The organism is Flaviaestuariibacter amylovorans (assembly GCF_039541815.1).
Classification (GTDB): domain Bacteria; phylum Bacteroidota; class Bacteroidia; order Chitinophagales; family Chitinophagaceae; genus Flavisolibacter; species Flavisolibacter amylovorans.
Genome location: NZ_BAABGY010000007.1, coordinates 550,252 through 563,915, shown reverse-complemented (window position 1 = coordinate 563,915; position 13,664 = coordinate 550,252). Strand labels below are relative to the sequence as shown.

Below are 13,664 nucleotides of genomic sequence, written 5' to 3'. Positions count from 1 at the left end.
GAAGGTTCACATAACAAACTGCAAAAATCCACTATGCTAAAGAAAACGATCGGAGCTCTTTGCTGCGTGGCGGGCGTCCTCGGACTCCTCGCTTTGAAGCGGCCGCAACCCGTCCGCACGGTCATCGTCGACGCCGGGCACGGCGTGATGCCGAGCGGCGGTTACAACGGCGCGCGGGGCTCTTACTCCTATGAAGACGAGATCTGCCTTGCCATTTCGAAGAAGCTCGTAGCCCAGCTGGCCAAGGATCATCCCGATGTGCGCGTGATCGAAACCCGCCCCGACCGCAACATCGTGGGCTTACGCGAGCGCGCCAGCATCGCCAACAATGCCAAGGGCGACCTCTTCATCTCCATACACGTAAATGCCATGCCACCGGTGCAGCACCGGGAGCTCGTCGGCTACGAAACGGATACCTACTATACCGGCAAGGGCAAAAAGCGCAAGAAGCACACCCGTAAGGTGCCGAAGTACCGCTATTATACCACCACCTCCCAGGCCAAAGGCACGCAGACCTATATCTGGGGCGCGCACAAAACAGAAGACAAGGAGATCGCCATCCGTGAGAATGCGCAGATGTTCTCCGAAGAGGGCTACGAACAGAAGTACGGCGGCATCGATCCCAACTCGCCCGACTTCGTGGCCATGTCGGCCCTGAAGACGAAGCGCTTCTTCATGCGCTCCTCGCGTATGGCCGACTTCGTGGAAGCGGAGTTCGCCAAGGCGGGACGGGTAAGCCAGGGCTCCTACCAGCGTGGTAAAGGGATCTGGGTACTGCAGGCAACGGCGATGCCGAGCGTACTGGTGGAGACCGGCTTCATCACCAACAGGCAGGAAGAAGATTACCTCAACAGTGAGCAGGGGCAACAGGAGACGGCCGAGTGCGTCTCACGTGCGCTTGGTAATTATATTGATTGGGTAGGCAAGCAGCCGAAAGCCGGCGGCACCACCAACATAACCTCCCCGAAGCATGACCCGAAAGCAACGCTGGCGCTGCTCGAAGCCATCGAGCGCGAAGAGCACGCCCGCAAGAGCGGCAAGTAGAGCCTACACCTCGGTAAACTGTTACGGCCCCGGCAGCTTCCTGCCGGGGCCGTTTTTTTGACCTGCGCTGCTGCGGCTCGCCGATGGTACGCATGGCACAGTTTTTATCCCCACTGCCGCGGCAGCACTGCCGTTTTTCGGCTCCGTAGGTTTTTTGTCGTTATTTTGACGCGACATGTGGCGCTACGGGCCACCGTAAACAACAAGGCATGAAGATCTCCAATGAAGCAAAGGTCGGGATCCTGGCGATCGCCGCGATTCTCGTCCTGGTGCTCGGTTTTAATTTCCTGAAAGGCAAGAAGGTTTTTGGCAAAAGCCCGGTGCTCTATGCCGAGTTCAGCAACCTCGGTGCACTCCAAAAGTCGAATCCCGTCAAGATCAACGGCCTTGACATTGGCACCGCCTATGACTTCCGTCCGAAAGACAAGGAAGTGAGCGCCGTTATCGTCGAGATCCACCTTACCCGCGACGTGGTGATCCCGAAGGATTCGAAAGCGTTCATCGAGGGCAACCCGCTGGGCATCTCCTCCATCGTGATCTCGAAAGGCCAGAGCAACGCCTTCCTCGGTTCCGGCGACACCCTGCGCACCGTGCCCACCGGCGGCCTGCTCGCCGACCTGCGCGAGCAGGTGGCCCCTACCATGCAGCGCATCAACACCACGCTCGACACGCTTACCCGCGCTATTTCTTCCGTCAACTCCATCTTCGACCCGGTTACGAACCGCAACCTGCAAACCATGATCGCCAACCTGGCGGTGTCGTCGGCAGGCCTGCAGCGGATCCTCAGCGACCAGACAGGTGCACTGGCCCAGTCGCTCAACAACATGAACTCGGTGACGGGCAACCTGGCGCGCAACAACGAAGCCATCACGCACACGATCCGCAACGTGGAGACCACCACGTCGAACCTGGCCAACGCGCACATCAAGGAAGCCGTGGCCGCCCTCGAGAACACGATCAACGAGCTGAAGGGCGCCGCCGGCGGCCTGCGTACGACCATGGACAAGCTCCAGAGCCCCAACGGAACGCTCGGAGCCATGATGAACGACCGCAAGCTCTATGACCAGTTGAACCGGGTGGCCCTCAGCCTCGAGATCCTGCTCGACGACGTGCGGATCCACCCCAAACGCTACGTTAATATTTCCGTGTTCGGGGGCAAAGGCAAAACCGACCCGCTAACTTCGCCGGCAGCAAAGGACACCATCCCGGTGAAACGTTAATGAAGCGACTTCTTCACTTTCTTCTGTTCTTATTCTTCGCACAGGTCGCCGCCGCCCAGGTGCTGGTCGAAAGCACGGGCTCGGGCGAGCCCGTAGAAATACTGGCCGGCACGCAGCGCCAGCGCTTTCAGCGGCTCGACGACGGTACCGAGCTCCAGATCCTTGCCGGCACCGTAGGCCTGCGCCAGGGCCGCACCCGTTTTTACTGCGACTCGCTCGTGCTCAATTCCATCACCCGCGTCTTCGAGGCCTTCGGCAACGTGCACATCGACGATGATACAACGCAGATCTACTCCGACTACCTGCGCTACCATACCGACCGGCGCATCGCCTTCCTCACCAATAACGTGCGCCTCACCGATGGGCGCAGCCGCGTTACCACCAACGAGCTCGAATACGATGTGGCAACAAAAACAGCCACGTACCGCAACAACGGCCGCGTAGCGGTGGGCAAATCGGTGGTCACGAGCCGGGAGGGCACCTACTACCGCGACCTCAACGAGATCTTCTTCAAGCATAACGTGGAACTCAAGGACCCGTCGACCTACCTGAAGACCGACTCGATGATCTATAACACCGAGACCCGGCAGACGCGCCTCATCACCGACACCTATATCCGCGATTCCGCTGGCCGCGTGATCCGAACGAGCGAGGCCGTCTACGACATGAACACCCGCATGGCCACGTTCACGCAGCGTACGACCATCGACGACAAGTGCCTGCGCGTAGTGGGCGACCGGATCGCCAACGACGAGGCTACCGGGATCCTGCAGGTGGAAGGCAACGCCGTTCTGATCGACACCTGCCAGGGCGTAAACATTCTTGCGAACCAGATCTTCGCCAACAAGCGCACCGAATCGTACCTCGCTACGAAGCAGCCGCTGATGATCATCAAGCAGGACAAGGACTCGATTTTCGTAGCAGCCGATACGCTTTTTTCCGGCCGCCTCTCGGAGCTCGCCCGCTACCAGCCCCTGCGCAATATCCCCGACAGCGTCAACCGGCCTTCCGGCACCGACAGCACCGCGGGCTCCGACAGCCTTGCCGGCGTCGCCGGTGGAACGGATAGCTTGGCGCGTAAAAACGGGACTACAGACAGTACAACACTTGCCGCTGCCCGGCCTAACCGCGACAGCGTAACGGCCGGCGCGCGCGCGTCTGTGCGTACCCGCACCCCCGCAAGAACAACTACAGCATCACGGACGGAGGCAAAGGCGACCGTGAAGGCCCCGGCCAAGAAGCCGGTGAAAGACAGTACGGACCGCTACTTCGAAGCCTTCCGCAACGTGCGCATCTTCTCCGACTCCTTGCAGGCCGTGGGCGATTCCCTCTTTTACTCCTTCCGCGACTCGGTGTTCCGGCTCTTCAAGGATCCCGTGGTCTGGAACAAGAAGAACCAGGTCACCGGCGATACGATCTACCTGTTCACGAAGAACAAGAAGGCCGACCGCATCCGCGTGTTCAACAATTCGTTCCTCGCCAGCGAAGTACAGCGGGGCGTCTACAACCAGGTGAAATCATCGCGTCTCGACGGTTATTTCCGCGAGGGTACCATCGATTCCGTACGCTGCCGCGGCTTTGCCGAGTCGATGTATTTCATGCAGGACGACGACAGTGCCTTCACCGGCATCAATGAGACCACGGCCGACATCCTCGACGTTCGCTTCCTCAAGGGCGACCTGCACCGCGTCATTTACCGGAGCTCCGTAAAGGGCACCGTATGGCCGATCCGTCAGAGGCAACCTTCCGAGATGCGCCTCAAAGGCTTTGGCTGGCACGACGCCCGGCGTCCCAAATCGCGCTACGAGCTGTTTCAATGACCCCTCCCACCCCACCCCCGGCCCCTCCCCAGTAGGGAGGGGTGACTTAATAAAGCAGCATTTCTTTTTGTCGCTTTTCCTTTAGTTGAAGTTTCTATTTTTTTCCGTTTAAGTTGCGGATTGTAGAATTACGACAAGGTATCAGCAACTCATTTTCGGATTCGCTTACACACACTTTACCCTTTCACTCCCTCCATGCTGCGTTACAAGCAGCAATAGCCGCTTTCCGGAAACAGTAAACCCCGATGCCTTTGGCGTCGGGGTTTCTCTAGTTACGCTTGAGATCTTTGAGACAGTAACCTACAGAAGTACCGCACCACAGAGTCACCCCTCTCCCTTGGAGAGGGGCCGGGGGTGAGGTCATCCGAAGAACAGGTAGCAAAGCAAGATTGACGTGATGATACCGACAAGGTCTGCCAGGAGCATCAGGCCCACGGTGTAGCGGGTGTTGCGAATACCGATCGCGCCGAAGTAGACCGCCACTACGTAGAACGTGGTGTCGGAGGAGCCCTGGAGGATACAGGCGAGGCGGCCCGCAAAGGAATCGGCTCCGAAGGTCTTCATCGTATCGATCATCATGCCCCGGGCACCCGAGCCGCTGAGGGGCTTGATGAGCGCCGTGGGGAGGCCGTCAACGAAGCGGGTGTCGGTGCCGAGCGCCGCAAACAGCGTCTTCATGCCGTTGATCAGCAGGTCGAAGCAGCCGCTGGTGCGGAGCAGCGAAATGGCCACCAGCATGCCTACGATGTACGGGATGATGCGAACGGCAATATCGAAGCCGCCCTTCGCTCCTTCCACAAAGGCGTCGAAAACATCGATCTTTTTGTAAACACCGCCCAATACCACGGCGAGGAAGATGAGCAGGATGATGCCGTTGCTGAGGAGCCCGGAGAAGGTATCGGCCTCTTTCTGGTCGAGCCCGTTGACGTAGGCCACCAGCCCCGCGATCAGCAGCGAAAGACCGCCTACCCAGCCCAGGATCACCGGCTGGAACAGGTTGATCCGCTGTTTGAGCGACACGAGAAACAGGGCCGCCATGGTGGCCGCAAACGTGGCGATCATGCAGGGAATGAAGATGTCGGTGGGGGTCTTTGCCCCGAGGCCGGCGCGGAAGGCGATGATGGTGGTCGGGATCAGCGTTAGCCCCGAGGCGTGCAGGCAGAGGAACATGATCTGCGCGTCGGAGGCCGTTTTCTTGTCTTCGTTAAGCTCCTGCAGGCTTTCCATGGCTTTGAGCCCGAAGGGTGTAGCGGCGTTGTCGAGGTTGAGCAGGTTGGCGGAGAAGTTCATCATCATATGCCCTACGGCCGGGTGCCCTTTTGGGATGCCGGGGAATACGCGCGAGAAGAACGGCCCGATGATCCGGGAAAGTACCCGGATGCCGCCTGCCCGCTCTGCGATCGAAAGCAGTCCCATGAACAGGGCCATCACCCCGATGAGCGGCAGGATGATGTTCATCACCGCGCTCTTGGCCGTTTCGATGATGCCATCGGCCTTGCGCTGCAGGCGCTTCTGCACACCGGTCCAGGAATACACTTTGAGTGCGGGATTCTGGGCCTGCAGGAGGCGGACGGAATCGGCGGCGGGGTTGTCGGTCAGCAGCACGGTGGCCTTATGAGCGGAGTCGCGGCGCACATAGCCGTACTCCTTCAGGAAGTCGGCATACTTCGGCGAGAGGCGCTCCGTTAGCGGCGAGCCGACACCCACATAGCCCACCGTATCGTACGCATCGGAGGATTTGCCGGTCACCATCCGGTTGAAGATGCCCGTGTCGCCGCCCAGCGACCGTGCCGCGGCCACGAGCACCGCGATGATGATGAATGCCGACCAGATCCTGCTCAATGCCATAGCGAGAAGATGTTTGAGGGCGGAAGATACAACTCCGGATCTCAGATGTATGATCTCAGATCTCAGATCTGCGTTATCCGCGGTTGGAATGCCTATCTTTGCGGCCTCAAAAAAGATCTGAGATCCGAGATCTGAGATCCATAAATCTTTCCCCGTATGGCTTTACAAGCAGGTATCGTCGGGCTGCCCAACGTCGGTAAGTCCACCCTTTTCAACGCCGTGAGCAACTCGGCTAAGGCCCAGGCCTCCAACTACCGCTTCTGCACCATCGACCCCAACGTGGGCCTCGTGGACGTGCCGGATCACCGCCTGGCCAAGCTGGCCGAGCTCGTACAGCCGAACCGCGTGGTGCCCACCCAGATCGAGATCGTGGACATCGCCGGCCTCGTGCGCGGCGCGTCGAAGGGCGAAGGCCTCGGCAACAAGTTCCTCGGCAATATCCGCGAGGTGGACGCCATCATCCACGTCATCCGTTGCTTTGAAGACGAGAACATCCTGCGCGACGAAGGCGCCATCAACCCTGTTTCCGACAAAGAGATCATCGATACCGAGTTGCAGCTGAAGGACCTCGAAAGCGTGGAAAAGAAGATCCAGCGCACCGAGAAGCTGGCCAAGACCGACCCGAAGATGAAGGCCGAGCTCGAGATCCTGCAGCGATGCAAGGCGCACCTCGAGCAGGGCAAGAGCATCCGCGAGCTGGGTATCGGCAAGGAAGAAATGCCGGCCATCGCCGACCTGTTCCTGCTCACCATCAAGCCGGTGCTGTATGTCGCCAACGTCGACGAGGCGTCGATGCACACGGGCAACAGGTTCTCGGAGCAGCTCAAGGAAGCCGTAAAGGGCGAAGGTGCCGAGGTGATCGTCATGAACAACTCCATCGAAGCCCAGATCTCCGAGATGGAAGCGGAGGAAGACAAGCAGCTGTTCATGGAGGAATACGGCATGAAGGAGCCGGCGCTCGACCGCCTCATCCGCTCGGCCTATAAGCTCCTCAAGCTCTATACCTACTTCACCGCCGGCGTTACGGAGGTCCGCGCATGGACGATCCAGGAAGGTTGGAAGGCCCCCCAGGCTGCGTCGGTGATCCATACCGATTTCGAGAAAGGATTCATCAAGGCCGAGGTGATCGCCTACGATGATTACGTGCAATACGGCTCTGAATCGGCCTGCCGCGACGCCGGCCGCTTGCGGATCGAAGGCAAGGAGTACATCGTGAAGGATGGCGATGTCATGCACTTCCGCTTTAATGTATAATAGTCTAGTTGTCTATTTATTATTTGTCCCGACGAAGCTTGGCTTGTCGGGATTCCGGCTAACGAGCCGGAATAAGGCTGTCCCCCGGATGGCCTTTTTCGTTGCCTGATAACCGCTTACACGCGCGGCAGTTTTGGGTAATGTGGGCGCGAATTCCCCACTTTTTATGGTCCGAATGCAACACGGTGTAAAACTCCGCCTTTGCGGTAGCTGGCCCGGGTTTTTTATATGTCCGGGTAACCTAAACGCGACAGGCACCGTCCGAATTTTGAGTGTTGTCAACCAAAATCAGTAACCTGTCGCAAGGGCCCCCGCAAGGGGGCCCTTCTTTTTGCCCCACCGCAAAAAATGTAAGGTGGCCAAGCCAACTTTTGCTACTTTCGTAAGCCCTTACATAAAACCTTACGAAATGCCTGACTTTTATAGCCGCACCGGCAAAATGGCTCTTGGCAGCCGCCTCCGCCGCCTCTCCGACCGCATCACCGACGAGGCCGCCGCTATCTACCAACTGTATGGCAATGACTTTCAGCCCCGTTGGTTTCCCGTGTTTTACGTGCTCTCGGAGCAGGACGGCCGTACCATCACGGAGATTGCTTCGGAGATCGGCCACTCGCATGTGTCGGTAAGCCAGATTGTAAAGGACCTTGCACGAAATGGTTACCTCGAAGAGCGGGCCGTCTCGGGCGACCGGAGGAAGAACCATGTCTTCCTGTCGGAGCTGGGCCGCGCCACCGCGGTGCGCCTGCAGGAGCAGTTCCGCGATGTGAACGACGCCCTCGAGGCGGCCATGGCCGAAACGAGCTACAACCTGTGGGGTGCCATCGCCGAATGGGAGCACCTCCTGGAGCGCAAGCCCTTGCTGCGGCGGGTGCAGGAGCTCAAAAAGGCCCGCGAGAGCGCGGAAGTGCAGGTAGTGGATTATCAACCCGAATATGCAGCGGCCTTCCGGGCGCTCAACGAGGAGTGGATCTCGAAATATTTCCGGATGGAGGCGGCCGACTACGCTGCCCTCGATCACCCCGATGAGAAGATCCTGCAACCCGGCGGCCACATTTTCGTGGCCCTGTACGGCGGTGAAGCGGTAGGCGTGTGCGCGTTGCTGAAGCACACGGATGGCACCTGGGAACTCGCCAAGATGGCCGTGTCGCCGAAGGCTCAGGGCAAGAACATCGGGTGGCTGCTGGGCCGGCGCGTCATTGAGAAAGCCCGCGAGTTGGGTGCCACAGCCCTGTTCCTGGAAAGCAACACGATGCTGAAGCCCGCCGTCAACCTGTATTACAAGCTGGGCTTCCGGAAGATCACCGGCCGCCCCTCCCCTTACGAGCGCAGCAATATCCAGATGGAACTGGAGCTTTGATCGCAGATGTGTGATCTCAGATTTCAGATGTATTGCTGACGCACCCAAAGGACCTCAGAGGCTGTTTGAGTTAACGTACTTTCCTAGAAAGCTCGGAAATGTCGGCCGCAAGCGGCCTTGGCACGCGACGGCGCAACGACGCGGCGACGCGACGATACAATGCAAGGGGAAATAGGTAACAGATTTCCGCTTCGCTGCGCCGCCCCCCGAAGCTTCGGGGCGCCGCGCCGCCGCGCGACACAGGCCGCTTGCGGCCTTGCCGGCTTATTAATTAATTCAAAAAGCCTCTCAGATTTCGGATTCCAGTTCTATGGCTGGCGCCGATTTAGCGATCGCAGATCTCGGATCTCAGATTTCTGATGTGGCGCTTGCAAGCAGGACGAACTCGCCCGGTCATAAATGTTAGCTACGTCTGATAATCTCGACATTGCTTAACACCACATGGAAAAATTCCCTGTGCATTGCGGCATCGTCCCCCAAAAAATCAACTGGCAAAAAGATCAATGCGCCTGCGTCTTCGCGTCTCCGCAAGAAACCCGCGTGCCGCTGCAACGAAAGCGAGGCGCTTGCGCCGACGAGGCAATGATCCGAGAAGCTATCAGAATAACGCCCGCACCGACGCCCGCCCGATGTGCACCGTATTCGCCGTTCCGGCCTGCCGGCCCTCGTACTGGATGTTCATCTCGATGTTCTTCAGGATCCGCTTCGTCAGGTCGATCGACCACTGGTAGTTGCGGCCGGGCAGCAGGCCTTCGAGCATGATGTAGCTTACCGTCGTGTTCGGGGCAAAGGGATAGGAGATGTTGCTGAATGTAAAGCGCCCGTTGATGGAAGCATTCTGAAGTACGTTGTATTTGCTTTCCAGCGTCAGCGCGTGTGTTTGCGAGCGCTCGCCGCCGTACTCAGGCAGGTTCTGCTTGTTGTCGAAGCGGTACGCTGTCTGCACCCGGAACACCGACTTGTATAAATACACCAGCTGCGGCTCGGTGCTCCATGTCTTCAACGCGTAGTTCCGGTTCCCGAACGAGGGCGTAGCCAGGTTGTTGCGGCCCATCTTGTTATTCAGGTTCAGGGTAAACGACGTCGAAAGGTTCCAGCGCAGCTTCAGCAGCCAGTCGTTCACCCGGCGGCTTTCATATCCATAGGTCAGCAGGTTCTTTCCGGTGTTTTGCAGGTTGCTCAGGTCTACGCCCCACTTGCCGGAGAAGCGGTTGAAGGAAACGGTATTGTTGATGGCGGTGAGTGCCGTGATGAGCGCGGTATCCTCGATCCCGTATTTGAACGGGTTGAAGTCGACGTCGCCCCGCGCCACCGATTTTTTCGTTTTCTGCATCGAGGTTTGCCACGTAAAGCGCGAGAGGAATTTGCCCCGCTTCCCTCCTTCAAAAAGCGAGCGGGGCGAGAACTGCAGGTTGTAGTTGATGGTGTTGTAGTTCGCCTTTACGAACTCGTTAGTGGGAATGAGGATGCGAATGTATTTCGCCTGGTCCGGGAACTGCGCGATCTCGAACTCGTTGATCTGTTCGATGCCGTCGCTGTTGTAATCGTTCCAGGCGTATTCCCCACGCCCCGCCGGCACCGGGAAATAGGCGATATCGCGCCGCTGCTCCTGCCCTGCCCCGAGCTCGTAAAGTACACTTCCGTTGATGAAGCCCTTGAACTCGTTTACCTGGTATTCGGCGCGGCCGAGGAAGGTGCGGTCAGGCTTCTGCGGTGATACTTTTTCATTATATACTTCCAGCACGCGGTACGTGGCATTCACCACCAGCTGGTGCCGCTCGTTGCCCAGCAGCTCCGCCTGGAAGTTGGTGTTGTAGCTCCGGTCGCCGCGCGCGAGCCTGGTGGTATCGGGGTACTTGTCGGCGCGTGTGTAGAAGGTCAGCGCGTATTTGTTGCGCCGGCTCTCGTCGGTACGCAGGTAGGCGGTCCACGTATCGAAAGAAAAAGAGCCGAGCCTCACGCTATCGCCGGCCTTGTTCTGTACCTCGTTGTGCTCCAATGCATACCGCACGCCCACCTTCAGGTTGCGGAGCCGCTCCAGGGTCTTGCTCGCATCCACCACCGGCCGCAAAAAAGAACCCTTGTCCACGCTGTTCGAAAAGCGGGTTACCGAAAGCTGGTTGGCAAAGGTCCAGCCGCCGAGCACAAAGCCGTGCTGCAGGAGCTGTTGCAGGCCCTGGTAGTCGGTACCGCGCTTGTACGACATCAGCTGGTAGTTGAACGTGTGGCCGCGCTCGTCTTTCAGTCCTACGGAGCCGCGCAGGATCGTTTCCTCGGCAGGTTCCGTGACGGCTGTCAGCGGAAGTCCCCACTCGCGGCTGAACTCCACGTAGCGCAGCCGCTCGAGCGGGCGGAAGCTTTTTTGCTCGTGCTCCACGTCGAAGGCGGCATTCAGCGTAAGCCCGCGGGCAGTGGCAATACGGGTTGTATTGGCATACTGAAGCCGCCCGGCAAAGCCGCGGTCGTCGGCGGCATCGCGCTTCGAGAACGTATTGGCGCTGTAGTTGCTCATCGCGAGCTCGGTCTTGAGTACATTGTTTTTGTCGATCCGGTAATCGGCCCCGATGCTCACCACCTGCTGGCGCTTCGGCGTCACGAGCTGGCTCACCGGCTCATAGCGTCCGCGCTTTTCGCCCGTAACCGGGTCAGGTGCTTCGTAGGCGAAGACCTTCCCGTTGGCGCCATTCTGCACGGGGTTGTAATTGCCGCGCCCGGCTCCCAGTTCCGTAAAGGTTACCGTAAACCGGGCTACCTGCGGATCGGTGGAGTAACGATAGAACGAATCCGGAAGTCCGGCCGCATTGGTAAAGCGCACCTTCTCGTACTGGATGCGATTGATCGAGAACGTGTCTTCGACCACGGTCGGGTAAAAGGCACTTTTCACGCTGTCGCCGATCGACTCCAGGAAAGCGCGCTGCCGGTCGTCGAGCGTCTGGTTGATCGCGGAATTCTTCGCATCCGAGTTCTGGAAGGCGCCGATGCGCACCTGAAGTTTAGGGCCAAGGTCAAGCGTCTGCGAGGCAAAGAGGTTCGAGTTGAGGTAGTTGCGGTCGGCATACTCGAATTCGATCTGGATCCTCGAATCCTTGGAGATGAGGCGCCGTGGCGTAAACGTTACTTCAGCCGTGTTGTAATTGATTACGTAGTCCTGGTCTTCGCCCCGCTGCAGCAGCACGCCGTCGAGAAACACGCGCTCGGAGTTGGCCAGCACGATGAAGAAGAACTCGTTGTTGGCGCCCTGGAGGCGGTACGGCCCTTGGTTGCCTTCGAGGTTGTCCGTAGTGGTGGCGTCGATCAGGTTACGGAAGAACTTGCCCTTCGCGATGGAGCCGCTCACGAGCGAAGAGCCCTTGCTGCCGCGCCCGATGCCGTAAGTGGTTTGGAACGTGATGCCTTGAAGGCGCTTGTAGAAATTCAGGAAATACAGGTTGTTCTGCCGCAGGTCGATGTCGCCGAGATTGAGCTGCCAGTTCTTCTTCTTGAATTGCAGGAACACCTGGTCGAACTCGTTGAGCTGCTGGGTGGTGCCATCGGGCTGAATGGGAATGTTGTTGTCGGTGATGGCCGCCGCGATCTCGATGGAGTCGCCGAGGTAGCCACTGAGCTGGAGGTTGAAGTTCGAGTTGACGAGCGCATCCTGCGTGTTGCCGAAGGCGATCCCGCGCCCGAAAGAGCCGCTGTATTGCAGGTTGCCGAAGTTGAAGAGGCTGCGGTTGTCGGGTGCGTTGCCGCCGGCGTTGAACTCGAAGGGGCGCAGGTAGGAAAAGTTGCGCACGGAGTCGTAGTTAAGCCGCTGCACGTACGAATTAAGGCGATACGGAAACACGCGGTACTCGACCCGTACCGAGTCGGCCGCAGGTTTCGACTTCCAGTACAGCAGGCCGCGGACTTCGTCGAGCCGGTAGCTGCTGTCGGCCACGCCGGCCACCCGTACCGTACCCGGAACGATGCTCAGGCTGTCGAGCACGAGCGAGTCGGCCTGCACTGCCCGCTTCGCCACCCGCAGGTTCGACCCGGGGGTTTGGGCAACGGCGGTTCCTGCGAAAGCCGCCAGTACGAGGGCCAGGAAGATCCGTAAGCAATAAGGCAAGCGGAGCACAGTTTAAAACTGGTAAAATTCCAACTTTAAACGGAAATGGTATGCTAAATTTCCTAGCAGTGCTCCCGGTGTGTGCCGGAGCTCAATTCTCCATCCCGCTCCGGATCACGGTCATGATCATTTTGAAGCGCTCGCGGGCGTTAATGACGTTGGAGCGGTGGGCGGGGATGACAATGCCCTGCCCGGTGGAAAGCTGGTGGGCTACGCCCTCGATCATGATCTCCGCGGTGCCGTCGATCACCTGGGCGAACGTATCGAACGGAGAGATCTTTTCGAGCAACCCCTCCCCGCTGTCGAACGACATGACGCTGACGTGGCCCGTGCTTTTATTCAGGATCGTCTTGCTCACGATCGAATTCGGCATGTATTCGATGATCTCCACTATGATGTGTGCTACGCCCGGTAAAATATCTCCTGGTTTCATAAAGGCTTTTTTTTGTCTGTTGTCTCTTTACTTTCTGTGCGGATGCGCTTGAGTTCTTTGAAATAGGAAGCGGTAAACCCGGTTACTTTCTTGAACTGGTTGGAAAGGTGCGCGGCGCTGCTATAGTGCAGGCGGTGCGCGATCTCAGCAACCGTGAGGTCTTCGTAGATCAGCAGCTCTTTTACTTTTTCGATCTTATTCTGAATGATATAATGCTCGAGCGTTTGCCCCTGGGTGGCAGCGAACAACTTCGACAGGTAGGCGTAGTCGAGTTGCAGCGTGCGGGAGAGGTAGGCCGAAAAATTTTCTTCCAGCGGCTCGGTGCTATAGTGGATTTGCCCGATCACCGCGGCTTTGATCTGCTCCACGGTACGGACTTTCTTGTCATCGTAAAGCTCGAGCCCTGATTTTTTAAGCGATTGGCTCAGTGCTTCGAGCTGCGCGGTGCCCAGGTAGCCGCAAACGACGGCCTCGCCGAGCGTAACATCCTCCCACTCGATCCCCAGCCGCTCGAGCTCGTCTTTCACTACCATGATGCAGCGCCGGGTGACCATATGTTTGATGTAGATCTTCAAAATGTAAGCGGGTAATGGGGTAC

General features: G+C 58.5%; 9 protein-coding genes. 5 read left to right on the top strand and 4 right to left on the bottom strand.

All coding sequences use genetic code 11. The features are described 5' to 3' along the window. Window positions 1–33: 33 nt before the first annotated feature. From ABD937_RS10935 to ABD937_RS10925, 3 genes are all read left to right on the top strand, one after another. On the top strand, window positions 34–1,044 hold the full coding sequence (locus tag ABD937_RS10935; RefSeq protein WP_345255743.1) for an N-acetylmuramoyl-L-alanine amidase family protein: 1,011 nt from the start codon (window positions 34–36) through the stop codon (window positions 1,042–1,044). Window positions 1,045–1,253: 209 nt separating this feature from the next. Then, on the top strand, window positions 1,254–2,264 hold the full coding sequence (locus ABD937_RS10930) for an MlaD family protein (RefSeq protein ID WP_345255742.1): 1,011 nt from the start codon (window positions 1,254–1,256) through the stop codon (window positions 2,262–2,264). Then, window positions 2,264–4,084 (top strand): OstA-like protein, encoded by a 1,821-nt coding sequence (locus ABD937_RS10925; RefSeq protein ID WP_345255740.1) that lies wholly within the window; start codon window positions 2,264–2,266, stop codon window positions 4,082–4,084. Before ABD937_RS10930 ends, ABD937_RS10925 begins: the two co-directional genes overlap by 1 nt. Window positions 4,085–4,444: 360 nt before the next feature. On the opposite strand, the gene ABD937_RS10920 is transcribed toward ABD937_RS10925, so the two are convergent. Further along, the gene (locus tag ABD937_RS10920; protein ID WP_345255739.1) at window positions 4,445–5,932 is read right to left on the bottom strand and encodes a nucleoside recognition domain-containing protein; all 1,488 of its coding nucleotides are present in this window, start codon (window positions 5,930–5,932) and stop codon (window positions 4,445–4,447) included. Between the two features lie 156 nt (window positions 5,933–6,088). On the opposite strand from ABD937_RS10920, the gene ychF reads away from it, so the two are divergent. Further along, window positions 6,089–7,186: a redox-regulated ATPase YchF gene (ychF, locus tag ABD937_RS10915; RefSeq protein WP_345255738.1), complete on the top strand. Its 1,098-nt coding sequence runs from the start codon at window positions 6,089–6,091 to the stop codon at window positions 7,184–7,186. 409 nt (window positions 7,187–7,595) lie between these two features. Next, complete coding sequence (locus tag ABD937_RS10910) at window positions 7,596–8,543, top strand: bifunctional helix-turn-helix transcriptional regulator/GNAT family N-acetyltransferase (protein WP_345255737.1); 948 nt, start codon at window positions 7,596–7,598, stop codon at window positions 8,541–8,543. A gap of 598 nt (window positions 8,544–9,141) precedes the next feature. On the opposite strand, the gene ABD937_RS10905 is transcribed toward ABD937_RS10910, so the two are convergent. The 3 genes from ABD937_RS10905 to ABD937_RS10895 all read right to left on the bottom strand — a co-directional run bounded on the left by ABD937_RS10905 (window position 9,142) and on the right by ABD937_RS10895 (window position 13,641). Further along, a complete protein-coding gene (locus ABD937_RS10905; RefSeq protein WP_345255736.1) occupies window positions 9,142–12,633 on the bottom strand; it encodes a hypothetical protein in 3,492 nt (1,163 codons plus the stop codon). 91 nt (window positions 12,634–12,724) lie between these two features. Then, window positions 12,725–13,066, bottom strand: coding sequence for a cupin domain-containing protein (locus ABD937_RS10900; RefSeq protein WP_345255735.1), 342 nt, complete (start codon window positions 13,064–13,066; stop codon window positions 12,725–12,727). Next, window positions 13,063–13,641, bottom strand: coding sequence for a helix-turn-helix domain-containing protein (locus tag ABD937_RS10895; RefSeq protein WP_345255734.1), 579 nt, complete (start codon window positions 13,639–13,641; stop codon window positions 13,063–13,065). The genes ABD937_RS10900 and ABD937_RS10895 overlap by 4 nt, the downstream gene beginning before the upstream one ends. Window positions 13,642–13,664: the final 23 nt, after the last annotated feature.

Excerpts from the sequence above, each read along its gene's own strand:
- ABD937_RS10920 (WP_345255739.1), bottom strand. The coding sequence starts at position 5,932 with ATGGCATTGAGCAGGATCTGGTCGGCATTCATCATCATCGCGGTGCTC.
- ABD937_RS10910 (WP_345255737.1), top strand. The coding sequence starts at position 7,596 with ATGCCTGACTTTTATAGCCGCACCGGCAAAATGGCTCTTGGCAGCCGC.
- ychF (WP_345255738.1), top strand. The coding sequence starts at position 6,089 with ATGGCTTTACAAGCAGGTATCGTCGGGCTGCCCAACGTCGGTAAGTCC.
- ABD937_RS10925 (WP_345255740.1), top strand. The coding sequence starts at position 2,264 with ATGAAGCGACTTCTTCACTTTCTTCTGTTCTTATTCTTCGCACAGGTC.
- ABD937_RS10935 (WP_345255743.1), top strand. The coding sequence starts at position 34 with ATGCTAAAGAAAACGATCGGAGCTCTTTGCTGCGTGGCGGGCGTCCTC.
- ABD937_RS10930 (WP_345255742.1), top strand. The coding sequence starts at position 1,254 with ATGAAGATCTCCAATGAAGCAAAGGTCGGGATCCTGGCGATCGCCGCG.
- ABD937_RS10900 (WP_345255735.1), bottom strand. The coding sequence starts at position 13,066 with ATGAAACCAGGAGATATTTTACCGGGCGTAGCACACATCATAGTGGAG.